The organism is Actinacidiphila guanduensis, assembly GCF_900103985.1.
GTDB classification, from domain to species: domain Bacteria; phylum Actinomycetota; class Actinomycetes; order Streptomycetales; family Streptomycetaceae; genus Actinacidiphila; species Actinacidiphila guanduensis.
This window is the reverse complement of record NZ_FNIE01000011.1, coordinates 250,948-274,834: the sequence shown is the minus strand read 5'-3', so window position 1 is coordinate 274,834 and position 23,887 is coordinate 250,948. Positions and strand designations below refer to the sequence as shown.

Sequence of the window (23,887 nt, the reverse complement as noted above, 5' to 3'; positions counted from 1 at the left end):
CCCCGTCAGTACACCTTCTCCACGCGGCGGAAAGCGCCCGCCTCCCGGCCCGCCCAGGGACCGGAAGGCGGGCGCTTCCCGTGTGCGGGAGCAGCGGGCGGATGGGGCCGGTGCGACCTGAGGGACGCCAGTCGGGTGACGGCCACGCGCTGCTCGCCGCGATGTCGTCCGCCGGCCACGCGGAACGCACATTAATGAAGGGCGGCCGGCGGACACGGAGGATGCCGGCAGACTCCAGGGAGCGCCCGCATGAGCGATGCCGAAATCCCCCGCGCGGCCGTCCGGTTGGCCCGTCGGCGGTTCCTCACCGTCACCGGCGCGGCCACCGCGCTGGCCTTCGCCACCAACCTGCCCGACCGGGCCCGCGCCGCCGGCTCCGGCGGCACCCTGGCCGGCGACCCCTTCACCCTCGGCGTCGCCTCGGGCGACCCGCTGCCCGACGCCGTCGTGATCTGGACCCGGCTGGCCCCGCTGCCCTACGAGCCGCTGGGCGGCATGCCGTACACCGCCGCCACCGTCGAGTGGCAGGTCGCCACCGACGAGCGGTTCCGGCACGTGGTGCGCTCGGGGAAGGCCGCCGCCCGGCCGGAGTTCTCCTACAGCGTCCACGTCGACGTGCGCGGCCTGCAGCCCGGCCGCACCTACTGGTACCGGTTCCGCGCCGCCGGTCACCTCAGCCCGGCCGGCCGCACCCGGACCGCCCCCGCGCCCGGCGCCAAGGTGGACCGCCTCACCTTCGCCGTCGCCTCCTGCCAGTCCTGGCCGGACGGCTACTACACCGCCCACCGCCACCTGGCCGCCGAGAACGCCGACGCCGTCCTCTTCGTCGGCGACTACATCTACGAGTACGGCATCTCCGCCTCCGGCGGCCTGCGCAACACCGCGCAGCCGGTGCCCGACCAGTTCCGCACCGAGGCCGACACCCTCGACCGCTACCGGCTGCAGTACGCGCTCTACAAGTCCGACCCCGACCTGCGCGCCGCCCACCAGAACACCCCGTGGATCTGCACCTGGGACGACCACGAGGTGCAGGACAACTACGCGGGCCTCGTCTCGCGCACCAATGCGCCGATCGAGGACTTCACCGTCCGCCGGGCGAGCGCCTACCGCGCCTACTGGGAGCACATGCCGCTGCGCACCCCGGCACCCCAGGGCCCCGACTACCTGCTCTACCGCCGGCTCACCTTCGGCCGCCTCGCCGAGGTCAACGTCCTGGACACCCGCCAGTACCGCGCGGACCAGGCCGACGGCGACCTGTGGAAACCCGACAACCCCGAACGCAACAACCCCGCCCGCCCGTTCGCCGGGGCGCAGCAGCGGCGCTGGCTGCTCGACGGCATGCGCCGCTCCCGCGCCACCTGGAACCTGCTCGCCAACCAGGTCGTGATGAGCCGGATGGACCTGGACGCGAGCGGCACCGCCACCTACAACATGGACGCCTGGGACGGCTACACCGCCGAGCAGCGCAGCGTCCTGGACGGCCTGGCCGCGCTGCGCGCGCGCAACCCCGTCGTCGTCACCGGCGACGTGCACGCCTCCTACGCCATGGACATCAAACGGGACTTCGCCGACCCGGACTCGCAGACGATCGGCGTCGAACTGGTCGGCACCTCGATCAGCAGCGGCGGCAACGGCGTCGAGGTCTCCGCCAACGGCCGGAACTTCCTCGACCACAACCCGCACCTGAAGCTCGTGGACGAGCGGCGCGGCTATGTGCTGGTGGAGCTGACCCCGCGCGAACTGCGCGCCCACTACCGGGCCGTGCCCTACATCGACCGGCCCGGCGCACCCGTGGCGACCGTGCGGTCCTTCACCGTCGAGGCCGGCGACCCCGGCCTGCACCGGGCCTGACCGGCCCCCGAAGGAGGAAGAGACCATGCCGACCATGCTCAGCGGGCCGACTGTGCCGATCAGGCCCCTCACGCTCGTGCGCCGGACGGCGGCCGCGCTGCGCCGGCGCGCCCTCGGCGTCGCCGCCGTCGTCCTGCTCGCCGCCTTCGGCGCCGTCGCGCCCGCCCAGGCAGCCACGTCCGCGCCGCCGGACCTCACCTTGGCCACCGACGTCGACCACGTGGACGTCACCCCGGTGCCCTGCGCCCAGCAGGGCTTCCAGCTGCGGTTCGGCAACGCCGGCAGCAGCGCGGTCTACGCCGACGCGTTCGTGGACGCGCCCGCGCCGCTGACCGTCTCGCGCCCGCTGGTCTCCAGCTACCTTCCGGCCGGCTACACCCTCAAGGTGCAGATCCAGGTCTCCGCGCCGAGCGACACCCCGCCCGGCGCTTATACGATCACCCTCCACGCCGGCAGCCGCACCCTGCTGCTGCCGGTCCGGGTCGGCCGGGTGCCGGTGGACACCACCGGCAACCTCGCCCGCTACCAGCAGGTCTCGGCCAGCTCGGAGAACCTGCCCACCTACCCGGCCTGCGGCGCCTTCGACGGCGACCGCGACTCCACCCACTGGGCCGCCACCACCGGCTGGAACGACGCGACCAAGGGCGCCTTCCCCGACTGGCTCCAGGTGACCTTCGACCACCCCCGGCAGGTCGGCCGGGTCGACCTCTACACGCTGGACTCGGCGAAGTACCCCGCGGCGGCCTACGGGCTGCGCGACTGGAACGTCGAACTCCAGGCGGGCGGGGCGTGGCAGACCCTCGCCCAGGTCCGGGGCAACACCGCGGGGAAGGTCGAGTCGACCTTCCCCGCGACCACGGCGACGGCCCTGCGCGTGGTCACCCTCGCGAGCAACGAGGGCCCGACCTACTCGCGGATCGTGGAACTGGAGGCGTACGCGGCCTGACCGCGGTCAGCGCCCGGCGCGCGCCGGCAGCTTCCAGTTCGGCCGCGGGAAGTGGCAGGTGTAGCCGTCGGGGTAGCGCTCCAGGTAGTCCTGGTGCTCCGGCTCGGCCTCCCAGAAGGGGCCGGCCGGGGCCACCTCGGTGACGACCTTGCCGGGCCACAGGCCCGAGGCGTCCACGTCCGCGATGGTGTCCTCGGCGACGCGCTTCTGCTCGTCGTCCACGTAGTAGATCGCCGAGCGGTAGCTGGTGCCGATGTCGTTGCCCTGGCGGTTCCTGGTGCTCGGGTCGTGGATCTGGAAGAAGAACTCCAGGATCGCCCGGTAGTCGGTGACCTCGGGGTCGAAGTGGATCTCGATGGCCTCGGCGTGCGTCCCGTGGTTGCGGTACGTCGCGTTCGGCACATCGCCACCGGTGTAGCCGACCCGGGTCGAGACCACACCCGGCAGCTTCCGGATCAGGTCCTGCATGCCCCAGAAGCATCCGCCCGCCAGGACGGCCTTCTGCGTCTGCGCGGCCATGTCGGTCCTCCAGTCCTCGTCGATGCGGGCGGCTCGAAAACGCCGCTTCCCCGCGACGTTTCCAACGCTACGAGGGCCCGCGGGATTCCTCACGGCCGGGCCGGCAGCACCCGCCCGGCCACTTCGCCCAGCCCGATCCGGACGCCGCCGGGGCCGGGCGCGGTGGCCGAGACCACCACCTCGTCGCCGTCGGCCAGATACCCGCGCACGCTGCCGTCGGGCAGCTCCAGCGGCTCCCGCCCGTCGTGGGTCAGTTCGATCAGGGCGCCGCGGCTGCCGTGGCCGGGTCCGCTGACGGTGCCGGAGCCGAGCAGGTCCCCGGTGCGCAGGCCCGCCCCGTTGACGGTCAGGTGGGCCACCATCTGCGCGTACGTCCAGTACATGGCGGCGAACGGCGGGCGCGAGACCAGGTGGCCGTTGATCCGCATCTCCAGCGCCAGGTCCAGGCCCGCGGGTGGCGTCGCGGTGTCGTCGAGGTACGGCAGCAGCGCGGTGGTGCGCGGCGGCGGTGCGGTGCGGGCGTGCGCGAGCGCGTCCAGCGGCACCACCCAGGGCGACAGCGAGGTGGCGAAGGACTTGCCGAGGAACGGGCCGAGCGGCACGTACTCCCACGCCTGCAGGTCCCGGGCCGACCAGTCGTTGAGCAGGCACACCCCGAAGACGTGCTCGTCGGCCTCGCCCAGCGCGACCCGGCCGCCCTGCGCGGAGGGCGCGCCCACCACGAAGGCGACCTCGGCCTCCAGGTCCAGCCGCAGCGACGGCCCGTACGAGGGCGGCCGGCCCGGCTGCTCGCGGCGCTGCCCGCACGGGCGCACCACGGGGGTGCCGGAGACCACCACCGTGCCGGCCCGGCCGTGGTAGCCGATCGGCAGGTGCTTCCAGTTCTCCGTCAGCGGCTCGCCCTGCGGCCGGAAGATCCGCCCGACATTGGCGGCGTGGTGCTCGGAGGCGTAGAAGTCGACGTAGTCGGCGACTGTGAACGGCAGGTGCAGTTCGGCGTCCGCCCGCGGCAGCAGGCAGGGCCGCACCGCCTCGGCGTACCGCGGCTCGGTGACCCATTCGGTGAGCGCGGCCCGCACCCGGGTCCAGACCGGGCGGCCCGCGGCCAGCAGCGGGTCGAGCGAGGCCGCCGAGAGCAGGGCTGCGGTTTCGGCCGGGGCGCGGACGGCCGCGGCGGCGGCCCCGGCGTCCAGGACGTGCTCGCCCAGGGCGACGCCGATCCGGCGGCGCGGGTCGGCGGCGGTGCTGAAGACGCCGTAGGGCAGGTTGTCCGGTCCGAAGGGGGAGCCCTCGGGGACGGCGAGCGGGCGCGCGGTGCTCATCGGACCTCCACGGGGGACCGCCGGCGATCACGGGACGGGCCGAGCGTACCCGGGGGCAGGGCGGGGGAGGGCGCCCGGCCGCGCGGGTGCCGCCGGTGGTGCCGCGGGCGCTTCGGGACGGACGGCGCCGGCGGGTTCCGCCTGCCCTCGTGTGTTCTCGCGTGTCCTTGCGGGTTCTCCCGCGCTTCCACGGGTTTGGAGCTGCCCGTCGGACGAACGTAAAGTCGGCCCGGAACCGGGAGGGGGCGGGGCCCGGCGGACACCACGGGGATCACACGGAGAGCAGCGGCTTCATGACGGCGACCATTCAGGACCTGCACGGCGCCGGGCCCGACCCGGCCGAGGACGGGCGGCCCGGAACGGGTGCCGGCATCCCGGGCGCGCGCGGCCCGGCGGACGGACCCGCCGCGGGCGCGGGTACGCCCGAGGCCGCGACCGCCGCAGCAGCCGGAGCGGGTGCCGGGTCGGCCGGGGTCGTGGGTGCTGCCGCAGCGGACACCGGGGCTGGGAAGGCGGCCGGGACCGTGTCCGGTACCGCTGCCGCCTTCGCCGGGACCGAGGCCGAAACCGAGGCCGTGACCGTCTCCGACGCCGGGGCTCTCCAGGACTTCGGGCCCGGGATCGACCCCGAGCGGCTCGCGCTGTGCCTTGCCGTGCTCGCCGAACTCGACACGCTGCCCGTGGACCACCCCGACGCCATCGCCGTGCGCAGGGCGACCGCCGGCATCTACCGGACGGTCAAGCAGCGCCGCCGCCAGGAGCGCCGGGCCGCCAAGACCGCCAACGACAAGGCCGTCACCGAGGCCACCGCCACCGGCGCCGCCGACCGCATCGACGACGAGACGCTCGGCATCCAGCTCGCCACCAGCGTCACCACGGAGCTGGCCGGCATACTCCAGCGCCCGCGCTCCTGCTACGTCTGCAAGACCCGCTACGTCGAGGTCGACGCCTTCTACCACCAGCTGTGCCCGACGTGCGCCGCCGAGAACCGGGCCCGCCGCGACGCCCGCACCGACCTGACCGGCCGCCGCGCGCTGCTCACCGGCGGCCGCGCCAAGATCGGCATGTACATCGCGCTGCGGCTGCTGCGCGACGGCGCCCACACCACGATCACCACCCGCTTCCCCAACGACGCGATCCGCCGCTTCACCGCGATGCCGGACAGCGCCGACTGGCTGCACCGGCTGAAGATCGTCGGCATCGACCTGCGCGACCCCGCCCAGGTGGTTGCCCTCGCCGACTCCGTCGCCGCCGCGGGGCCGCTCGACATCCTGATCAACAACGCGGCCCAGACCGTCCGCCGCTCCCCGCGCGCCTACAGCGAACTCGTCGCCGCCGAGGCCGCGCCGCTGCCGGCCGGCGAGCTGCCCGCGGCCGAGGTGATCGGCGCCTTCGGCTCCGGCGCGCAGGTCCCGGCCGCCCTGCCCTCGCCCACCGGCGCCGCGCTCACCCCCGACGACGTGACCGGGCTCGCCCTGGTCAGCGGCTCGGCCACGCCGGCGAGGATCGAGGCCGGCACCGCGATCGACGCCGGCGGCCTCGTGCCGGACCTGGACCCCACCAACACCTGGGTGCAGACCGTGGACGAGGTGGACCCGGTCGAGCTGCTCGAAGTGCAGCTGTGCAACGTCACCGCGCCCTTCATCCTCGTCAGCCGGCTGCGCCCGGCGATGGCCGCGGCCGCCGCCCGGCGCAAGTACGTCGTCAACGTCTCGGCGATGGAAGGGCAGTTCGGCCGCGGCTACAAGGGCGCCGGGCACCCGCACACCAACATGGCCAAGGCGTCGCTCAACATGCTCACCCGCACCAGCGCGCAGGAGATGCTGGAGCGCGACGGCATCCTGATGACCGCAGTGGACACCGGCTGGATCACCGACGAGCGCCCGCACCCGGACAAGGTCCGCCTGGCCGCGGCCGGCTTCCACGCCCCGCTCGACCTGGTCGACGGCGCCGCCCGCGTCTACGACCCGATCGTCCGCGGCGAGCAGGGCGAGGACCTCTTCGGCTGCTTCCTGAAGGACTACCGCCCCTCGCCGTGGTGACGCCGATCCGGTGACACGGGCGCGGCCGGCGATGCCCCTGTGAGTTCGTGCGCGCGGACCGGTCCACCGGACGCGAGCGCGGACCCGCGCCGCACCCCGAGCGAAAGGCGACCCCGATCCGCACCCGCAGCTTCCGCGACCTGGACGGCCACCACCGGCGGGTCGCCCGCACGGCCCCCGGCGGCCCGCCTGAGCCGGGCGGCGGAAGGGCGCTCTCCGGGGCGCGGACATATCGCTGCAAGGTTGTGGAAACCGCTGGTTGGTACCCTCGCGGGATGGCCGACGTCCTGGACATCACCGCGTTGCGCACGTTCACGTCGATAGCCGACTGCGGCGGTTTCCACCGCGCGGCGGCCGCCATCGGGCTGTCGCAGTCGGCGGTGAGCCAGCACGTGCGGCGGCTGGAAAAGGCGGTCGGCTGCCCGCTGGTCGCACGCGACGGCCGGGTCACCCGGTTCACCGCCTCCGGGGAGACCCTGCTCGCCGAGGCCCGCAAGATCCTCGCCGCCCACGACGAGGCGCTGGTCCGGCTCGGCCGCGGCGGCACCGGCCAGCACACCCTGGTCGTCGGCTCCACCGAGCACGCCGCCGACCGCATCCTGCCCGCCATCACCGGCGTGCTCAAGGAGCGCTACCCGGCCCGCGAGGTGCGCTTCCGGCTCGACCGCAGCGCCCGCCTCAACGACGGCCTGGACCGCGGCGGCATCGACGTCGCGGTCTTCATCGGTGACGCCCGCAGCCACGCGAGCGTCGCCGCCGGCGCCCTGCCGCTGTCGTGGTTCTCCGCCCCGGGCTGGCGGATGCCCGCGGCCGGCGCGCCGATCCCGGTCGTGGCGATCGACCACCCCTGCACGATCCGCCGCCGCGCCCTGGAGACGCTCGCCGACCACGGGCTGGCCGCCGCCGTCGTGGTCGAGGCCGCCTATCTCGCCGGGGTGGTGAACGCGATCCGCGGCGGCCTCGGTGTCGGCCTCCTCGCCGACGTCGGACCGCCGCCCGAGGGGCTGCGCCGCCGCGACGACCTGCCGCCGGTGCCGCCCGAACTGCTGCACCTGCGCACCCGCGCCGACGCCCCGCCCTGGCTCGCCGAGGCGACCGCGGGCGCGGTCCGCGACCTGCTCGCCGGGCAGGCGTGACAGCAGCCGCGGACGGTCCCGGGACGGCGGCCCCCGGACGGTCCCGGACCGGCTTCGGGACGGCGCCGCCACCGGCCCGCGGCAGGGCCGTACCCCTCCGAGCGCGCTGGGCTCAGCCCTCCCGCGGCGCCGAGGCGGCCAGGACCGCCGAGCCGATCGCGTGCAGGGCGGTGTCCTCCTGGGGGGCGTGGACGCCCGCTGACTGGATGTCGCGGAAGTGCCGCTCCAGCGGGTTGTCCTGCGACAGGCCCGGGTTGCCCAGCAGCCGCAGGCCGCTCTCCACCGCGGCGGTCACATGGCGCACCACGACCACCTTGGCGGCCAGCGCCTCCGGTCCCGGCACCGCCTCGCCGCGGTCCAGCCGCCCCGTCACGCCGAAGACCAGTTGCTCGGCGGTGGACAGCAGCGCCTCGATCTCGCCCGCGGCCTGCCGGAAGCGCTCGGTGCTCGCCACCGGCCGGCCGAGGTTCGCCGGCACCCGGGTGTGGGCGAAGCGGTGCACGCTGTCCTGCGCGGCCCGGGCGACACCGAGATAGACCGCCGAGAGCAGCACGTGCACGCTGCCGGCCGCGAGGTTGTCCTGCTGCGCCTTCGGCCCGTGCTCGGTCAGGTCGAGCACGTGGTCCTCCGGTATTTCCACGCCGGTGAACACCACGTCGTGGCTGCCACTGGCCCGCAGCCCCAACTGCCGCCAGGTGCGCACCACTTCGATACCGGGGGCGTCGGCGGGCAGGACGAACGTGCCGACTCGGGGGACCGGTTCGTCGGTGGTCGCCCACACCAGGAACCAGCTCAGCCCCTCGGCGCCGGTCACGAACCGCTTGCGGCCGCTGACCGCCCAGCCATGCGCGGTGCGGCGGGCGGTGGTCGCGGGCAGCCCGCCGCGCGCGGGGGAGCCCAACTCCGGCTCCACCCGGGCGTTGTTGAGCAGCGTGGGCCGCCGCGCGGACTCCGCGAGCACCCGCCCGTACAGCTCCGGCGGCCAGGGTCGGCGGGACTGGAAGGCGTGCGGCAGCAGCGTCATCGCGGCGATCAGCGCCACCGACGGGTCGCCGCGGCCCAGCGCGAGCAGGATGCGCGCCAGGTCGGTGGGCCCGGCGCCCGCCCCGCCGAACTCCCGCGGCACGCCCGCCGTCAGCAGCCCCGCCTCGTACACGACCCGGATCGCCTCGTGCGGGAAGGAGCCGTCGCGGTCGTGGACGGGCGCGGTGGCGGCGAGCGCGGCGGTCACCTCCGGCAGCCGGTCCAGGGCCGGTTCGGGCAGTTCGAGGGCGGCCGCGGTCATGACGCCGCCAGCGCCTTCGTCAACTGCCCGGCCAGGGCGTCGGTCCAGTACGAGGAGACGTCCACCCGGCTCGGCAGCACGCCCAGTTGGGTGAAGGTGTCGGCCACGTCCTGCTCCTTGGCGATCTGCTCCCGCGCCGGCGGCACCACCTGGCTCGGGATCTGCTTCTCCCCGGCCCGGAACTGCTGCAGCGCCTGTGCGGGCGGCTGATGGGTGGCGGCCGCGACGGCCTTGGCGTACGCGGCCTCGCGGCCGTCGCGCACCACCGCGTACGCCTTGTCGATGCGGGCGAGCAGGTCCACCAGCGCGGCCGAGCGGGCCGGGTCGGCGATCACCTTCCGCGACGCCTCGAAGGGGAAGTTGCCCGACAGGATGTCCGCGCCCGAGCCGATCACCTTGGCGCCCCGGGCCGTTGTGGTGATCACGGAGTTGCCGTAGGTGGCCAGCGCGTCGATCGAGCCGCTGTCGAGCGCGGCCACGCCCTCCTCGGGGGTGAGGGGCACCGCGTGGATGTCGCCCCACTTCAGCCCCGCCTGCTGGAGCAGCTTGTCCAGGAAGAACTGCGCGGTGGTGGCCTGCACGTACCCCACCTTCCGGCCCTTCAGCCCGGCGATGGACGTCACACGGGAGCCCTTGCCCGCCACGACGTCCTGCAGCAGCGTGTTCGTCCGCGCCACCGCGACCACCCGCCACTTGGGGGCCGTCGCGGCCGCGGCGAAGGCGGGCGGGATGTCGCTGGACTCCGCCACGTCCAGCGCGCCCGCCTGCAGGGCCTGCAACTGCTTGTCGCCGCCGGGGAAGACGGCCCACTTCACCGTGTACGGGGTGCGGTCCAGGCCCGCCGTCCTCAGCAGCGCCTGGACGGACCCCCATCCCGTCTCGCCCACCCGCAAGGTGACGTCCGCCTCCTTCCCCGCGTTCCCGGCGTCCGCGGTGCCCTTGCCGCCGCCGCTGCTCCCGCAGCCGACCGCGAGTGCGAGCAGAGCCGAGGCGAGAGCCGCTGCCGCCACCGGCCGCCCCTTGAACCTGCTGGAAAACCTCACGAATCCTCCTTGGCCGAGGCCGTCACGCGGCAACCGGACGACGGGCGAGTTCCTGGCGGACCAGCGGCAGGACGTACCGCGCGTACTCAACGGCGTCCGCGAGCGGGTCGTAGCCGCGGATGGAGAGCAGTTCGCAGCCGATGTCGACGTAGTCCAGCAGCGCCTTGGCGACGGTCTCGTAACTGCCCACCAGGGCCGTGGAGCTGCCGGCCGCGTTCGTCGCGGTGACCAGCGGCGTCCACAGCGCGCGGTCGTGGAGTTCGCCGCGGGCGGCGACGTCCAGGAGCCGCTGGGAACCGACGTTGGCGGGGCGGCCGTCGCCCGGCTTGGGGTAGCGCGAGCCCGCCGGCCGGGCGGCGACGGTCTGCCGCACCTGGGCGAGGATGCGGTGCGCCTTCTCCCAGGCCAGCTCGTCGGTGGACGCCACGATCGGCCGGAAGGACACCCAGATCCGCGGGCGCGGCCGCCCGGCGGCGTCCGCGACGGCGTTGACGGCGGCGATCTGCTCGGCGGTCTCCTTCAGCGGCTCGCCCCACAGCCCGAAGATGTCGCCCTGCCGCCCGCCGACCCGGTACGCCTCCGGCGAGGAGCCGCCCACCGAGATCGGGATCGCGTCCTGGTAGGGGCGGATCTCGGTGGCGAAGTCCTCGAAGCGGTAGAACTCGCCCTCGTGGCTGATCGGCCCGGTCGCCGTCCACACCTTGCGCAGGACAGTGATGAACTCCTCGGACCGGGCGTAGCGCTGCGCCTTCGTCAAGTAGTCGCCCTCGCGGGCCTGTTCGGTGTCGTTGCCGCCGGAGATGATGTGCACGCCGAGCCGGCCGCGGCCGATCCGGTCCAGGGTGGCCAGCGCCTTGGCGACGCGGGTGGGGAAGACGAAGCCGGGCCGGTGGGCCAGCATCGGCTTGATCCGCTCGGAGTTGTTCACCACGAACTGCGCGATCTGCTCGGCGTCCGCACTCGCGGAGCTGTAGGCGACCAGGGTCCAGTCGAAGCCGCCGTCGTCCAGCGCCCGCACGAAGCGGCGGGTGTAGTCGACGTCGAAGCCGAAGTGGCGGCCGGGCCCGGTGGCCTCGGTGGCATCGGTGGTGTGGGTGGCGCTGATGAACTCGACGGGCATGGCAGGGCTCCGATCACTGGGCCGAGGAGGAGGGCGACGCGGATGCTCCGGAGGTCGCGGCGGCCGAGGACGTCGTGCCCGGCGCCGCGCCGCCGGGGGCGTGCGGGAAGGCGGAGGTGTCGACGGTGCCGGCCACCTGCACGTCGGTGGGCAGCGACCCGATGGAGTGCATCAGGTCGGAGACGGCCTGCACCTTGGTGACGAGGGCGGGGGTGACCGGTTGCAGCGCGCGGGCGCCCTGGGAGACGACGGTGGCGGCCACGTCGGCTGGCACCCCGTTCTTCTTGGCGAACACCGAGGCGAACTGCGCGGGGTGGGCGGCGGCCCATTGATACGCCCGCGCCAGCCGGTCGAGGAAGTCGGCGACGGCGGCCTTGCGGGCGGGGTCGGCGAGCGAGGACTGCGCGGCCGACAGGAAACCGACGCCGCTGGTGCGCCCGTCGCGGCCGTTGACGACGATCCGGGCGCCCTTCTGCATGGCGATGTCCTGGTAGATACCGAAGGTCGCCCAGGTCTGGATCTTCCCGGCGTTGAACGCGGCCTGCGCGGCGGTCGGCAGCAGGTACTGCACGTGGACGTCGGAGTACGTCAGCCCCGCGTCGGTGAGGGCCTTGGCCAGCAGGTACTCGGCGATGGAGCCCTTGGCCGAGGAGACCACGACGGTCCTGCCCTTCAAGTCGGCCACCGAGTGCACGGGCGAGCCGGGGCGGGTGATCACCGCGGTGCCGGAGCCGTCGGAGGTGGCGGCGGCCACCAGCTTGATCTTCAGGCCGCCGCTGATCGCCTGGAGCGTCGGCAGGTCGGCGGCGGTGCCGGTGTCGACCTGGCCGCTCTGCATCGCCTGGAAGAGCGGGGCCGCGCCCTGGAACTCGGCCCACTTCACCTTGTACGGCGCCCCCTTGAGGGTGCCCGCGGCGTCCAGCAGGGTCTGCAGCCCGTTCGCCTGGTCGCCCAGCGTCAGGGTCACCCCGGACAGGTCGGGCCCGCCGGAGGCGGCGGGCGCCGCGGCCGGGTCCGCGCGGTCCGCCGTGCCTGCGGACTTCGTGGAGCTGCCGCAGCCGGCCAGCACGAGGCCGAGCGCGAGGGCGGCGGAGAGTGCGGCGGCGAGCCGCGGGAGGGTGCGGGGCATGGCTGTCCTCGGAGTCGGCGGTGCGGGGGCTGGTGGGCAGGCGAGTGGGGGTGTGTCCGGCGGCCGTTGCGGGTGGCCACCGTGAAGTGCCGGGGGAGTGGGGGTGTTGGGTGCGGGAGATGGGGTGGATCGGGCGGTGGTTCGCACCGGTTCGGCAGAGGTGGGGGCGGGAGTCGGGGGCGCGGCGGGTGTGGTGGGGGAGGTGGTCAGGCGTCGGCGGGTTCGGGGACGCGGGGGTCTTCTTCCGCCGCCCCGCCCCGGGGAGCCGGCGCGGGGGCCGCGCCCTCGGCGTCGTCGCCGACGCCGAGGCGGGCGAGCAGCGAGGTACGCAGGGCGACGAACTCCGGGGAGCCGATGTCGCGCGGGCGGGGCAGGCCGACCACCGCCTCGTGGGCGATGCCGCCGTCGCGCATGACGAGCACGCGGTCGGCGAGCAGCACCGCCTCCTCCACGTCGTGGGTGACCAGCAGGACCCCGCAGTTGTGCCGCGTCCACAACTCGCCCACCAGACGCTGGGCGTTGGCGCGGGTCAGGGCGTCCAGGGCACCGAACGGCTCGTCGAGCAGCAGCAGATCGGGCCGCCGGACGAGCGCGCGGGCCAGCGAGACGCGCTGCGCCTCGCCGCCGGAGAGCGTCTTGGGCCACACCGAGGCGCGCGCGGACAGCCCGACCTCGGCGAGGTAGCGTTCGGCGAGCGCGCGGTCGGCCCGTCCCGGCAGCCCGAGGACGACGTTGCGCCACACCCGCTTCCACGGCAGCAGCCGGGGCGCCTGGAAGGCCACCGCCCGGCGCCGCGGCACCGTGACGGTGCCCTCGATGTCGCGGTCGAGCCCGGCCAGGACCCGCAGCAGGGTGCTCTTGCCGCAACCGCTGTGGCCGAGGAGGGCGACGAACTCGCCGGGGCGGATGTCCAGGTCGAGCCCGTCGATCACCCGGCGCGCCCCGAAGGCGCGCACCAGGCCGCGCACCCGTACGGAGGTGTCGGGGGACTGGTCGTTCCCGGTGGCCTCGGTGAGGCCGGGGCCGGGCGGGCCGACGGGCCCGGGGGTGGTGGCGGGGGTGCCGGGGCTTTCCGGGGCCCGGCTCGCGGCCTTCTGCGACCGCGCGGGCGCCGTGGGTTCGGTCATCGTCATGCTCCGTCGAAGGATGCGCGCCAGGACAGCAGGTACGTGGTGCAGAGCCGGACGATCAGGTCGCTGACCAGGCCGAGCACGGCGTAGACCACCAGGCAGACCACGATCACGTCGGTCTGGAAGAACTGCTCGGCGTTGTTCATCAGGTAGCCGATGCCGTTGCTGGCGTTGATCTGCTCGGCGAAGACCAGGGCGAGCCAGGCGCTGCCGAGGGCGTAGCGCAGGCCGACCAGGGCGCCGGGCAGCGCCCCCGGCAGCACGATGTGCCGGATCTGCCCCCACCGGCCCAGGCCCAGCACCGTTCCGGCCTCGACCAGGTGGGGGTCCACACCGCGGATGCCGGCGTAGATGTTGAAGTAGAGCGGGAAGGTCACCGCGATCACCACCAGGGCGATCTTCGGCTTCTCGTCGATGCCGAACCACACGATGAACAGCGGGATCAGGCCCACCCAGGGCAGCGCCCGCAGCATGCCGACGGTGGAGTCGATCAGGTCCTCGCCGAGCCGGAACAGGCCCGCGAGCAGCGCCAGCGACGTGCCGGCCACCGCGCCGATCAGGAAGCCCTCCACCACGCGCTGGGTCGAGGCCCATATCGCGGAGCCGAGTTGGCCGTCGGCGGCCAGGTCCCAGCCCTTGTGGAACACGCGCACCGGGGAGGCGAGCGTGTCGGGGGAGAGCACGCCGGTCGCGCTGAGCAGCCACCACAGCAGCAGGGCCGTGACGGGGCCCGCGGCCCGCCGCAGCGGGCGCGGCACCTGCCGCCCGCGGCGCTCGTGCGCCGGGCGGATCGTCTCCACCCCGCCGCCCGCCGCGAGCGCCGTGCCCGCGGCAGCGCGGATCGGCGGCTCCTCGCCCGCCGGTGCCGGGCCGGCCGCGGCACCGGGCGGCACCGGTGGCACGGGTCCCGGCGGCCGGGACATCTCACTGGTGCTCATCGCTCTCCCCTCCGGTTACGGGTGCGCCCGGCGCCGGGCCGGTGGCCACCGGGCGGTGCGGGTCCGCCGACCAGGCCGACCACGAGCCGGGGAAGAGGGCCGCGTCGATCCCGGCCGCCGCGAGCGCGGCGACCTGGTGGGCGGCGGTCACGCCGGAGCCGCAGTAGACGCCGACCCGGGTGCCGGCGGTGGCGCCGAGTTCCGCGAAGCGCTTGCGGGCCGCGTCGGGTGCGCGGAAGCGCCCGTCCGCGGTCAGGTTGCCGGCCGTGGGCGCGCTCAGAGCGCCGGGGATGTGGCCGGCCCTGGGGTCCACCGGCTCGCTCTCCCCGCGGTAGCGCTCGGCCGCGCGGGCGTCCAGGAGGACGCCGTGCCGCGGCAGCCGGGCCGCCCGTGCGGCGTCGATCACCGGCAGGTGGCCCGGGCTCAGCACGATGTCGCCCGGCTCCGCCGCCCCCTCCTCGCCCGCGGCCACCGCCCCGCCCGCCGCCTTCCACGCGCCGAACGCGCCGTCCAGGAGGCGTACGTCGGCCACTCCGGCCCAGCGCAGCAGCCACCAGGCGCGGGCCGCGGCCAGGCCGCCCGCGTCGTCGTACACCACGACCGGCCGTGACGCCGTCACCCCCCAGGCGCGGGCGCTGCGTTGCAGGGCCTCGATGTCCGGCAGGGGGTGGCGGCCGCCGGAAGGGTTCGGGGGCGCGGCCAGTTCGGTGTCCAGGTCCACGTAGCGGGCGGTGGGGATGTGCCCCCGCCGGTAGTGGTCGCGGCCGTGCGGGTCGCCCAGCGCCCACCGCACGTCGAGCAGCAACGGCGGCCGCTCGCCCGCGAGTTCGGCGGCCAGCGCGGCCGCGTCCACCAGCACCGGCGGGCGCAGCCCGGGCACGGTCGCGGCAAGGTCCGCGTCGCCGAGCGAGCCGGGCGCGGTGCCCTCGCCGGCGGCCCGCCGGACGCGTTCCAGCAGGGCCTGGTTGAGCGGCGCGGCGGCGCCGGTCAGCCGGGCCTGCAGCACGATCTCCCCGCCGAGGAAGTCCGCCTCCAGCGACCCGGCCCGGGCCAGGCTCTGCCAGGTGGAGTTGCCGGGATACGGGTGGCCGGGGATGTCGCCGATCACGAGCCGGGACAGGTCGAGGGTGCTGTCGGCCTGCTCGTCCACGGGCGCGAGCCCGGCGGCGGTGAGCACGGAGCGGGCCTCGTCGGCGAGGAGTTCGCCGACGTGGTCGCGCAGCGCGCTCGGCCGGTAGAGGGCGCCCAGCACGTTGCGCGCGTTCCCGACCAGCTTCGCCGCCTTCCAGCCGGTGATGCCGGCGGTGACCTGCACCGCGAAGGAGCCCGCCCGCAGGTCGGCGGCGAGCCGGTCCAGCGCCGGGTGGTCGGCGCCGGACGGGTGGCGGCCGATCCACAGCGCCGCGGGGAACGGCACCGCGGGCGAGAGCACCACGCCGTCCTCGACGTACACCGCGGGCACCCGGATCGAGGCGGCCAGCACCGTGGCGAAGCGGCGCAGCGCCGCCCGCTCGGCCTCCAGCCCGTTCTGCAGGGTCACCACCGGCAGGACGCGGGCGGCGGGCGCCGTCCGGCCGTCCCCGCGCCGCACCGGCCGCCACGCCCACTCGGCGAGGGCCTGCTCGGCGTCCTGCGTCTTGACCGCGAGCACCAGCACGTCGCGGCCGGTGAGTTCGACCTCCTGCGGCCCGGCCGCGTACGGGACGGCGACCTCGACCGGGCCGTCCGGGCGCAGCAGCCGCAGCCGGCCGGCCCGCAGCGCGGCCAACTGGCCGCCGCGCGCGACCAGCAGCACCTCCGCGCCGCCGCGGTGCAGGCCCTCGGCGAGCACCACGCCGACCGCGCCCGCGCCGATCACGACGTAGCGGGTGCCGGCCCGGGCGGTCACGGGTGCAGCTCCTCGCGGACCGCGATCGGCGCCAGGTCCGCGCCCGCGCGCAGCCGCTCCAGGAACAGCACGACGGTGGCGGCGGCGGTGCGGTGCGAGATGTCGTTGAAGGAGTCGTGCCGCCCGTCGGCCAGGGTGACCAGCTCGGCGCGCGGCGCCCTGGCGTAGGCGGCGCGGGCCTCGGCCGGCGGGCTGACGGGGTCGGCGGCGCCGTGCAGCCCGAGCACGGGCACGGTGACGGCCGCGAGGTCGGCGCGCTCGAACCACTCCTGGGGCAGCGGGGTGTAGAGGGCGCCGCGGGCCAGCCGCGCGGTGTCGGCCAGGCGCCCCTGGTGAGTGGGGCAGGCGGTCCGCGCACCGAGTTCTTCGGACCAGCCGGGGTCGGGGGCCTCGGAGCCGGTGGACGCGGCGGTGTCGGCGCGGGCCGCGTCGCCGGGCGAGGAGGCGTTGGTGGCGGCACCGGTGCCGGCGGGCTGGGCCGTGCCGCTCGCGGACGCCACGGACGTCCTGCCGTCGGCCGCGGACTGCGCCCCCTGGCCATCAGCCGCCGGGACCGCCCCTGCCGCTGCCTGCGCTGTCTTGTCGGCAGCCGGGGCCGCGGTCCCGTCCGGCTGCCTTGTCGGCAGGCCCGCCAGGAGCAGGGCGTCCACCTCGACCTCGCCCGTGGCGACCAGGGCCACCGCGAACAGGGCGCCCGCGTCGGAGCCCGCGAGGACGACCGGGCGGGCCGGGCCCTTGCCGTCCGGGCCGGCCAGCGCCTCCTTCAACTGCCGCGCGGTCTCCTCGGCATGGCGGCTCGGGTCGGGCAGGACCGTCACCCGGTAGGCGTCCGCGGCGATCCGCGCGCCGAAGCGCTCGTACAGCCGCGGGTCCTCGCCGCGGCCGGGCAGCAGCAGGACGGTGCCGCGCGGGTCGAACTGCGGTGGGGCGTCCCATGTCGCGGCGGCGGGGGCGGTGCTGGCGGAAGTCATGGCGGGTCCTCGGAATCCTCGTGGCCGCCGGGCGGCGGGTGCCCTCGCGGGCGTCGGCGTGCCGGTACGGGTGCGGGCGGCCCGGGGCTGCCGCCGCGGCACACCGCCGGGGGCGGGGCGCGGCCGCGGGGGCCCGGGGCACGGTGGCGCGGCTCGGCGGGGCCCGGCTGGACGGGGCCGTCGAAAGCGTCGGGAGACGGGAGAGAGCGGGCTCGGGGCCCTACGGGTTCACCCGCGCGGGGCGGCCGCCGGACGGGCGGGCGCGCGGGCCGCGGGGATCAGCCGCGGCGACAGCCGGCGGAGGTGCCGAAGCCGAAGTCGATGACGCGGCGCTGGGTGAGCAGCGGCGAAGCGGCGGGAGCGCTCGCCGGCACGCAGGCGCCGTCGCGGGCCGGACCGTGTCCGGACCTCTCCGCGAGCAGGTGCGTCGGCTGCGTCGTCATGCCTGGAAGCATGCAGCACAAGGCGCCCGGCGTCCAACGCTGATTCCTGATCGGGACCGATCACCTTCCCTGATCGATCGCTCCCCGTGGCCGTTGCGCCGCCCCGGCAGGGCCACGACCCGCCCCGTTCGGCGTCCGGACGGCCTCCGACGCGGCCCCGCGGGTGCCCGAACGCGCCCTTGTCCGCGGCGGGTTGGGGGGCGCAGGGTGGGAGGTGGCGACCGCGTCGGCGAAGGGGAGCGGACATGGCGGACGATCTTCGGAAGTGGCGGTTCACCGACGACAGGGGGCGCGAGGCGTCCGGCTCCGGCGCCCCGCGCGTCGTCGCGTACGTGCGTGCGGCGGCGGCGCTGGCCGAGTACGGGCTGCACCCGGTCGCGGTCTACGGCTCCGGCCACGACGACCCCGCGGCGCCCGACCCCGCCAAGTCCGGCGGGCTGGACCTGACGGCGGTGCCCTACCTCGGCCGGGGCGCCGACCTGGAAGAGGCGCGGCTGCGCGAGTCGGGCGCCGACCTCGTCGTGGACGTCACCTACGACGGCAAGGCCGCCTACGCGGTGGCCGAGCCGGCGGCCGACGCGGCCGGTGTGCCGGTGGCCGCGCTGGGCGTGGGCGGCGAGGCCGATCTGGGCGCCATCGTGGGCCGATTCGCCGCGCTGGCCGCCGCACTCGGCGCCGGGACCCATCCGGGCCGCGGCGAACTGGCCGCCGCCGAGGAGGAGTTGCGCTCGACGGTGGCCCGCGGCCGCGCTCCCCGCGCGCTCGCCCTCTCCCCTGCGGGACCCGACCAGGTCCACATCGCCCGCCCCGCCACCTGGCCCGAGCTGCGCCGCCTCACCGAACTCGGCCTGCCGCTGGCTGATCCGGGCCCGGGCGCGGGTGTCAACTGGCGCACGGTCGGCTGGGACGCCCTGCGCGACATCGCCGCCGGCAACGCCCTGCTCCTCACCGACACCCGCGCCAACGCCACTCCCCGCGCCGAGCTGGCCGCGCTGCCCACCTGGCGGCACCTCACCGCCACGGCCACCGCGCTGCCCTGGAACCCCGAACTCCCCCCGGCCCCGGGGGCGGTGGCGGCCTTCCTGCGTACGGTGGCCGCGGCCGCCGCGTGACGGCGGGGCCCGTACAGCACGGCGCGGGGGCGGGGCCCGTACCGTCACCGGTGCGGAGCCCTGCCCCAAGCAGCCCGTAGGAGGGGCGAGTTCAGCCCTCCCAGCGCCAGTCCGCCACCTCCGGCAGGTCCGTGCCGTACTCGCGGATCCAGGCGTGGTGGCGCAGGCGGGTGTCCTCCATGCGCTGGCGCAGCGGAGCGGCCGTCACCGCGAGGCCGGGCGTGCGGTCGATGACGTCCATCACCAGCCGGTAGCGGTCCAGGTCGTTGCGCACCACCATGTCGAACGGCGTGGTGGTCGTGCCGATCTCCTTGTACCCGCGCACGTGCAACTGGGCGTGCCCGGTGCGCCGGTAGGCCAGCCGGTGGATCAGCCACGGGTAGCCGTGGTAGGCGAAGATCACCGGCTTGTCGGGCGTGAACAGCGCGTCGTACTCCGCGTCCGTCATGCCGTGCGGGTGCTCCTCGTGGGGCAGCAGCCGGGCCAGGTCCACGACGTTGACCACCCGCACCGCCAGCCGCGGCAGGTGGCGGCGGAGCAACTGGGCCGCCGCCAGGGTCTCCTGGGTGGGGACGTCGCCTGCGCAGGCGAGCACCACGTCCGGCTCGCGGGTGCCGTCGTCGGTGCCGGCGAACTCCCACATGCCGGCGCCCCGCGCGCAGTGCGCCCGCGCCTGGTCCATCGTCAGCCAGTCCAGGCACGGTTGCTTGCCGGCCACCACGACGTTGACGTAGTCGCGCGAGTTCAGCACGTGCTCGGCCACCGACAGCAGGGTGTTGGTGTCCGGCGGCAGGTAGACCCGCACCGCCTCGGGCGACTTGTTGAGGATGTGGTCGATGAAGCCGGGGTCCTGGTGCGAGAAGCCGTTGTGGTCCTGGCGCCACACGTGCGACGTCAGCAGGTAGTTGAGGGAGGCGATCGGCCGCCGCCAGGGCAGCCGCCGGGTGGTGCGCAGCCACTTGATGTGCTGGTTCGCCATGGAGTCCACGATGTGCACGAAGGCCTCGTAGCAGGAGAACAACCCGTGCCGGCCGGTGAGCAGATAGCCCTCCAGCCAGCCCTGGCAGGTGTGTTCGGAGAGGATCTCCATCACCCGGCCGTGCCGGTCCAGATGCTCGTCGACCGGCAGCTCCTCGGCCTGCCACGCCTTCCCGGTCGCCTGGTACACCGCGTCCAGCCGGTTGGAGGCCGTCTCGTCGGGGCCGACGATGCGGAAGTCGCGGCGCTCCGCGGTGTCGGCCATCACCTGCTCCAGGTAGCGGCCGAGCACCCGGGTCGGCTCGTGCAGCACCGCGCCCGGCTTGTCCACCGGCACCGCGAAGCCGTCCAGGTCCCGCAGCGGCAGCGCCCGCAGCAGCAGGCCGCCGTTGGCATGCGGGTTCGCCCCCAGCCGGCGCTCCCCCTCGGGCAGGCACGCCAGCACCTGCTCGCGCGGCCGCCCGTCCGCGTCGAACAGCTCCTCGGGCCGGTACGAGCGCAGCCACTCCTCCAACTGCCGCAGGTGCACCGGGTTCGTCCGCACCTCCGCCAGCGGCACCTGATGCGCCCGCCACGTGCCCTCCACCGGCAGGCCGTCCACCTCGGCCGGGCCCGTCCAGCCCTTGGGTGTGCGCAGCACGATCACCGGCCAGCGCGGCCGCTCGGCCGACCCCTCCTCGCGGGCCGCCCGCTGCAGCGCGGCGATCCGGTCCAGCGCGGTGTCCAGCGCGGCCGCCATCGCCCGGTGCACCCGCGCCGGGTCGTCACCGGTGACGTGGATCGGGTCGTGACCGTAGCCGCGCAGCAGCTCGTCCAGCTCGGCCTCGGGCATGCGGGCCAGCACGGTGGGGTTGGCGATCTTGTAGCCGTTGAGGTGCAGCACGGGCAGCACGGCGCCGTCGTGCACGGGGTCCAGGAACTTGTTGCCGTGCCAGGAGGTGGCCAGTGGCCCCGTCTCGGCCTCGCCGTCACCGATCACGCAGGCCACCACAAGGCCGGGGTTGTCGAAGGCGGCGCCGTAGGCGTGCGCGAGGGAGTAGCCGAGCTCGCCGCCCTCGTGGATCGAGCCGGGCGTCTCGGGCGCCACGTGCGAGGGCACCCCGCCGGGGAAGGAGAACTGCCGGAAGAGCCGGCCCATGCCGGTGCCGTCGCGGGTGATGTCGGGGTACGTCTGCGTGTACGTGCCGTCCAGCCACGAGTTCGCCAGCACCGCGGGGCCGCCGTGCCCGGGGCCCCACACGCAGATCAGGTCCAGATCCCGGTTGCGCACGACGCGGTTGAGGTGGGTGTGCACGAGGTTCAGCCCCGGCGAGGTGCCCCAGTGGCCCAGCAGCCGCGGCTTGACGTGCTCCGCGCGCAGCGGCTCGGTGAGCAGCGGGTTGCCGTCCAGCAGGTAGATCTGGCCCACGGCCAGGTAGTTCGCCGCCCGCCAGTGCGCGTCCAGGGCGTCCAGCTCTTCCTGCGACACAGCGGTGGCAGGTGCGGCGTCGGTCAGACCGGTGGCCATCGCGAAATCCTCCGTGGGAATGGGGAGTGGGGCCGGGTTACGTGCTTAGGGTCCCCGGTACGGAAGGAATGCGAGCAGGGCCATTCGGGGCACAGCTGGGGGGCGTTGGACTCGGGCTCACGGGGACCCCGGGGGAGCCGCTGCTCCTACGGGGCCCCCGGGTGTGGCCGTCTTCGGTGTTCGGCGGCCATTCCCCCCTCTTTTTGGACGCCCTTCCGCCTCCGGGCGCTGGAGTCGTTGTCGACAGTCGATCATGCTCGGTTTCCTCGTTCCTCGGAAACCTCCGCGTGTTCTCCCTTTCGACAGCGACGCGCCCTTCGGCTCCAGGGCTTTTCACCTCCCGCTGGTTCACGCCCACGGGCACCCCCACCCGGAACCCTCACGCTCACGGGGCCCCCACCCCGCGCCCTTCGTGCCCGCGGCGCCTTGGCGCGGACTACCTCAGCGGCTTGGTGGTTCAGTGGTTACCCACTAGGGTAAGGAACCAGAGAAGCGAAGGAGGAAGCGTGCAGCTTTATGAGGACGGGGGGCCCATCTTCGTGCGGATCGCAGGGGAGTTGGCCGATCGGATCGCCGACGGGGCGGTCGGCGAGGGGGAGCGGGTGGCGTCGAGCAATGAGCTGGCGGCGTTCTACCGGGTGAACCCCGCCACTGCCGCGCGGAGCCTGACCCTGCTGGCGGACGAGGGGCTGGTGGAGAAGCGGCGGGGGGTCGGGATGTTCGTGGTCGAGGGAGCGCGGGAGCGGCTCGTGGCGGCGCGGCGGCGGCGGTTCGCCGAGCGGTTCGTGCGGCCGCTGGTGGTCGAGGCGGCGCGGCTCGGGATGGGCGCCGACGAAGTGGTCGGGCTGGTGCGGGACGAGGCGGCCTCGGCCCGGGTCACGGCAGGAGGCGGGGCATGAGCGCGGTGGTCTCCGTGGCCGGGCTGGAGCGGCGGTACCGGGACCACCGGGCGCTGGCCGGGGTCGGCTTCGAGCTGGAAAGCCCTTGTATCGCGGGTCTGGTGGGGCGCAACGGCGCGGGCAAGACCACGCTGCTGCGCATCCTGGCCGGGCAGGAACTGCCCGGCGCCGGGCGGGTGCACGTGTTCGGGGCCGCGCCGTTGGAGAACGACGCGGTGCTGCGCCGGATGATCCTGATCCGCGAGGACCAGACGTACCCGGACCTGCGGGTGCGGCAGGTGATCGCGTCGGCCGCGCTGCTCTACCCGCGCTGGGACGCGGAACTGGCCCGCACCCTGCTGGACGCCTACGAACTGCCGCCCGCCCGGCAGGTCAAGAAGCTCTCGCGCGGCATGCGCACCGCGCTCGGCATCGTCCTGGGGCTGGCGGCCCGCGCCGAACTCACCCTGTTCGACGAGCCGTACGCCGGGCTGGACGCGGTGGCCCGCACGTTCTTCTACGACCAGCTGCTCGCCGACTACACCGCTCATCCGCGCTGCATCCTGCTCTCCACCCACCTCGTCGACGAGGCCGCCGACCTGCTGGAGCGGGTGCTGGTGCTGGACCGCGGCCGGCTCGTCCTCGACACCGGCACCGACGACCTGCGGGGAGCCGCGACGGCCGTCACCGGCCCGGCCGGCGGCGTGGAGCGGTTCGTCGCCGGCCGCGAGACGCTGGGGTGGCGCACGATGGGCGGGCAGACCAGGACGGTGATGCTCGGCCGGCTCGACCCGCGCGACCGCGAACTCGCCGAGCACCTTCGGCTGCGTCTGGAGGAGGTCACCCTCCAGCAGCTCGCCGTCCTCGCGGCCGAGCGGCCCGAGTCCGGCCTGACGACGGCGAGGGCCTCGTGATGCGCACCGGCCCCACCCCCGTCGGCACCGTCGTGCGCTACCTGCTCCAGGATCGCGTCACCTACCTCGCGATGCCCTGGGGCTGGGCGGCCTTCGCCTTCGCCCTGGACGTGGTCGTCCTCGAACTCACCCCGGCCGGCCACGCGAACCACCGCTGGGTGGGCGGCCTGGCCGCGGTCTTCCTCGTCGTCTTCGCCGCCGGCGTGCAGTCCGTCGCCCGCGCCCTGCCGCTCGCACTCGCCCTCGGCGTCAGCCGCCGCACGTACTTCCTCGGCGTCACCGCGCTGGCGCTCGCGCTGGCCGTGTGCTTCGGGCTCGTCGTGGCAGCCGGCCAGGCCGTCGAGCGCGCCACCGGCGGCTGGGGCATCCGCATGGCCTACTTCCGCATCCCGTACCTGCTCGACGGCCCCTGGTACCTGTCGTGGCTCACCGCCGCCACGGCCTTCGTCCTGATGTTCGTCTACGGGATGTGGTACGGACTGGTGTTCCGCCGGGCGGGTTTCCTCGGCACCGCGGTCTTCGGCGCCGCCCAGCTCGGCGTGCTCGCGGTGGCCGCGGTCGCGGCGACCTGGGCGCACGGCTGGCGGGACATCGGCCGCTTCCTCACCGCCCTGACCGCCGCCGGGGTCACCGGCGTCCTCGCGGCCGCCGTCGCGGTGCTGCTCGCCGGTGCCTTCGCCACGATCCGCCGCCTGACCGTATGACCCGGCCGCGACCTGACCGTCCGAAAGGCGC

20 protein-coding genes and 1 pseudogene are annotated in these 23,887 nt (G+C 75.1%); 8 read left to right on the top strand and 13 right to left on the bottom strand.

The window, feature by feature from the left end; all coding sequences use genetic code 11:
- Nucleotides 1–249 precede the first annotated feature (249 nt).
- Complete coding sequence (locus BLR33_RS24515; protein WP_093786741.1) at nucleotides 250–1,851, top strand: alkaline phosphatase D family protein; 1,602 nt, start codon at nucleotides 250–252, stop codon at nucleotides 1,849–1,851.
- A 25-nt stretch (nucleotides 1,852–1,876) separates the two neighbouring features.
- Entirely contained in the window at nucleotides 1,877–2,797 is a 921-nt protein-coding gene (locus BLR33_RS24510) for a discoidin domain-containing protein (protein ID WP_093786740.1), read from the top strand.
- Between the two features lie 6 nt (nucleotides 2,798–2,803).
- On the opposite strand, the gene msrA is transcribed toward BLR33_RS24510, so the two are convergent.
- On the bottom strand, nucleotides 2,804–3,316 hold the full coding sequence (gene msrA, locus BLR33_RS24505; RefSeq protein ID WP_093786739.1) for a peptide-methionine (S)-S-oxide reductase MsrA: 513 nt from the start codon (nucleotides 3,314–3,316) through the stop codon (nucleotides 2,804–2,806).
- A gap of 89 nt (nucleotides 3,317–3,405) precedes the next feature.
- Nucleotides 3,406–4,638, bottom strand: coding sequence for a fumarylacetoacetase (gene fahA, locus BLR33_RS24500; RefSeq protein WP_093786738.1), 1,233 nt, complete (start codon nucleotides 4,636–4,638; stop codon nucleotides 3,406–3,408).
- A gap of 293 nt (nucleotides 4,639–4,931) precedes the next feature.
- On the opposite strand from fahA, the gene BLR33_RS24495 reads away from it, so the two are divergent.
- Nucleotides 4,932–6,680, top strand: coding sequence for an SDR family NAD(P)-dependent oxidoreductase (locus tag BLR33_RS24495; RefSeq protein WP_407639719.1), 1,749 nt, complete (start codon nucleotides 4,932–4,934; stop codon nucleotides 6,678–6,680).
- Between the two features lie 275 nt (nucleotides 6,681–6,955).
- Nucleotides 6,956–7,816 carry a LysR family transcriptional regulator gene (locus BLR33_RS24490; RefSeq protein WP_093786737.1) on the top strand — a complete coding sequence of 287 codons (861 nt, stop codon included), beginning with the start codon at nucleotides 6,956–6,958 and terminating at the stop codon, nucleotides 7,814–7,816.
- Nucleotides 7,817–7,928: 112 nt separating this feature from the next.
- Here the strand turns inward: BLR33_RS24490 and BLR33_RS24485 are convergent, their stop codons facing one another.
- The 10 genes and pseudogenes from BLR33_RS24485 to BLR33_RS35305 all read right to left on the bottom strand — a co-directional run bounded on the left by BLR33_RS24485 (nucleotide 7,929) and on the right by BLR33_RS35305 (nucleotide 17,763).
- Nucleotides 7,929–9,101, bottom strand: a complete 1,173-nt coding sequence (locus BLR33_RS24485) for an acyl-CoA dehydrogenase family protein (RefSeq protein WP_176930434.1) — start codon at nucleotides 9,099–9,101, stop codon at nucleotides 7,929–7,931.
- On the bottom strand, nucleotides 9,098–10,144 hold the full coding sequence (locus tag BLR33_RS24480; RefSeq protein ID WP_245771631.1) for an ABC transporter substrate-binding protein: 1,047 nt from the start codon (nucleotides 10,142–10,144) through the stop codon (nucleotides 9,098–9,100). Before BLR33_RS24480 ends, BLR33_RS24485 begins: the two co-directional genes overlap by 4 nt.
- 22 nt (nucleotides 10,145–10,166) lie before the next feature.
- Entirely contained in the window at nucleotides 10,167–11,264 is a 1,098-nt protein-coding gene (locus tag BLR33_RS24475; protein WP_093786735.1) for an LLM class flavin-dependent oxidoreductase, read from the bottom strand.
- A gap of 13 nt (nucleotides 11,265–11,277) precedes the next feature.
- Nucleotides 11,278–12,393 (bottom strand): ABC transporter substrate-binding protein, encoded by a 1,116-nt coding sequence (locus BLR33_RS24470; RefSeq protein WP_093786734.1) that lies wholly within the window; start codon nucleotides 12,391–12,393, stop codon nucleotides 11,278–11,280.
- A gap of 206 nt (nucleotides 12,394–12,599) precedes the next feature.
- Nucleotides 12,600–13,520, bottom strand: a complete 921-nt coding sequence (locus BLR33_RS24465) for an ABC transporter ATP-binding protein (protein WP_093786733.1) — start codon at nucleotides 13,518–13,520, stop codon at nucleotides 12,600–12,602.
- Nucleotides 13,521–13,522: 2 nt separating this feature from the next.
- Nucleotides 13,523–14,461 carry an ABC transporter permease gene (locus BLR33_RS24460; RefSeq protein WP_093786732.1) on the bottom strand — a complete coding sequence of 313 codons (939 nt, stop codon included), beginning with the start codon at nucleotides 14,459–14,461 and terminating at the stop codon, nucleotides 13,523–13,525.
- Nucleotides 14,448–15,320 carry a sulfurtransferase gene (locus BLR33_RS37290; protein ID WP_456049201.1) on the bottom strand — a complete coding sequence of 291 codons (873 nt, stop codon included), beginning with the start codon at nucleotides 15,318–15,320 and terminating at the stop codon, nucleotides 14,448–14,450. The genes BLR33_RS24460 and BLR33_RS37290 overlap by 14 nt, the downstream gene beginning before the upstream one ends.
- 141 nt (nucleotides 15,321–15,461) lie before the next feature.
- Nucleotides 15,462–16,319, bottom strand: a pseudogene (locus BLR33_RS37285) (ketopantoate reductase family protein); the annotation flags it as partial.
- Between the two features lie 26 nt (nucleotides 16,320–16,345).
- The gene (locus tag BLR33_RS24450; RefSeq protein ID WP_093786730.1) at nucleotides 16,346–17,320 is read right to left on the bottom strand and encodes an alpha/beta fold hydrolase; all 975 of its coding nucleotides are present in this window, start codon (nucleotides 17,318–17,320) and stop codon (nucleotides 16,346–16,348) included.
- A 278-nt stretch (nucleotides 17,321–17,598) separates the two neighbouring features.
- Nucleotides 17,599–17,763: a hypothetical protein gene (locus tag BLR33_RS35305; RefSeq protein ID WP_176930432.1), complete on the bottom strand. Its 165-nt coding sequence runs from the start codon at nucleotides 17,761–17,763 to the stop codon at nucleotides 17,599–17,601.
- Nucleotides 17,764–18,008: 245 nt separating this feature from the next.
- On the opposite strand from BLR33_RS35305, the gene BLR33_RS24445 reads away from it, so the two are divergent.
- The gene (locus BLR33_RS24445; RefSeq protein WP_093786729.1) at nucleotides 18,009–18,875 is read left to right on the top strand and encodes a hypothetical protein; all 867 of its coding nucleotides are present in this window, start codon (nucleotides 18,009–18,011) and stop codon (nucleotides 18,873–18,875) included.
- Between the two features lie 91 nt (nucleotides 18,876–18,966).
- Here the strand turns inward: BLR33_RS24445 and BLR33_RS24440 are convergent, their stop codons facing one another.
- The gene (locus tag BLR33_RS24440; RefSeq protein ID WP_093786728.1) at nucleotides 18,967–21,360 is read right to left on the bottom strand and encodes a phosphoketolase family protein; all 2,394 of its coding nucleotides are present in this window, start codon (nucleotides 21,358–21,360) and stop codon (nucleotides 18,967–18,969) included.
- 506 nt (nucleotides 21,361–21,866) lie between these two features.
- On the opposite strand from BLR33_RS24440, the gene BLR33_RS35660 reads away from it, so the two are divergent.
- From BLR33_RS35660 to BLR33_RS24425, 3 genes are read left to right on the top strand one after another with little or no spacing between them, the layout of a single operon-like run.
- The gene (locus BLR33_RS35660; protein WP_218136694.1) at nucleotides 21,867–22,259 is read left to right on the top strand and encodes a GntR family transcriptional regulator; all 393 of its coding nucleotides are present in this window, start codon (nucleotides 21,867–21,869) and stop codon (nucleotides 22,257–22,259) included.
- Entirely contained in the window at nucleotides 22,256–23,152 is an 897-nt protein-coding gene (locus BLR33_RS24430; RefSeq protein WP_093786726.1) for an ATP-binding cassette domain-containing protein, read from the top strand. Before BLR33_RS35660 ends, BLR33_RS24430 begins: the two co-directional genes overlap by 4 nt.
- Nucleotides 23,152–23,856 carry an ABC transporter permease gene (locus tag BLR33_RS24425; protein ID WP_093786725.1) on the top strand — a complete coding sequence of 235 codons (705 nt, stop codon included), beginning with the start codon at nucleotides 23,152–23,154 and terminating at the stop codon, nucleotides 23,854–23,856. Before BLR33_RS24430 ends, BLR33_RS24425 begins: the two co-directional genes overlap by 1 nt.
- The last annotated feature ends 31 nt before the right edge of the window (nucleotides 23,857–23,887 follow it).

Excerpts from the sequence above, each read along its gene's own strand:
- BLR33_RS24515 (WP_093786741.1), top strand. The coding sequence starts at position 250 with ATGAGCGATGCCGAAATCCCCCGCGCGGCCGTCCGGTTGGCCCGTCGG.
- BLR33_RS24510 (WP_093786740.1), top strand. The coding sequence starts at position 1,877 with ATGCCGACCATGCTCAGCGGGCCGACTGTGCCGATCAGGCCCCTCACG.
- msrA (WP_093786739.1), bottom strand. The coding sequence starts at position 3,316 with ATGGCCGCGCAGACGCAGAAGGCCGTCCTGGCGGGCGGATGCTTCTGG.
- fahA (WP_093786738.1), bottom strand. The coding sequence starts at position 4,638 with ATGAGCACCGCGCGCCCGCTCGCCGTCCCCGAGGGCTCCCCCTTCGGA.
- BLR33_RS24495 (WP_407639719.1), top strand. The coding sequence starts at position 4,932 with ATGACGGCGACCATTCAGGACCTGCACGGCGCCGGGCCCGACCCGGCC.
- BLR33_RS24490 (WP_093786737.1), top strand. The coding sequence starts at position 6,956 with ATGGCCGACGTCCTGGACATCACCGCGTTGCGCACGTTCACGTCGATA.
- BLR33_RS24485 (WP_176930434.1), bottom strand. The coding sequence starts at position 9,101 with ATGACCGCGGCCGCCCTCGAACTGCCCGAACCGGCCCTGGACCGGCTG.
- BLR33_RS24475 (WP_093786735.1), bottom strand. The coding sequence starts at position 11,264 with ATGCCCGTCGAGTTCATCAGCGCCACCCACACCACCGATGCCACCGAG.
- BLR33_RS24470 (WP_093786734.1), bottom strand. The coding sequence starts at position 12,393 with ATGCCCCGCACCCTCCCGCGGCTCGCCGCCGCACTCTCCGCCGCCCTC.
- BLR33_RS24465 (WP_093786733.1), bottom strand. The coding sequence starts at position 13,520 with ATGACCGAACCCACGGCGCCCGCGCGGTCGCAGAAGGCCGCGAGCCGG.
- BLR33_RS24460 (WP_093786732.1), bottom strand. The coding sequence starts at position 14,461 with ATGAGCACCAGTGAGATGTCCCGGCCGCCGGGACCCGTGCCACCGGTG.
- BLR33_RS24450 (WP_093786730.1), bottom strand. The coding sequence starts at position 17,320 with ATGACTTCCGCCAGCACCGCCCCCGCCGCCGCGACATGGGACGCCCCA.
- BLR33_RS35305 (WP_176930432.1), bottom strand. The coding sequence starts at position 17,763 with ATGACGACGCAGCCGACGCACCTGCTCGCGGAGAGGTCCGGACACGGT.
- BLR33_RS24445 (WP_093786729.1), top strand. The coding sequence starts at position 18,009 with ATGGCGGACGATCTTCGGAAGTGGCGGTTCACCGACGACAGGGGGCGC.
- BLR33_RS24440 (WP_093786728.1), bottom strand. The coding sequence starts at position 21,360 with ATGGCCACCGGTCTGACCGACGCCGCACCTGCCACCGCTGTGTCGCAG.
- BLR33_RS24430 (WP_093786726.1), top strand. The coding sequence starts at position 22,256 with ATGAGCGCGGTGGTCTCCGTGGCCGGGCTGGAGCGGCGGTACCGGGAC.
- BLR33_RS24425 (WP_093786725.1), top strand. The coding sequence starts at position 23,152 with ATGCGCACCGGCCCCACCCCCGTCGGCACCGTCGTGCGCTACCTGCTC.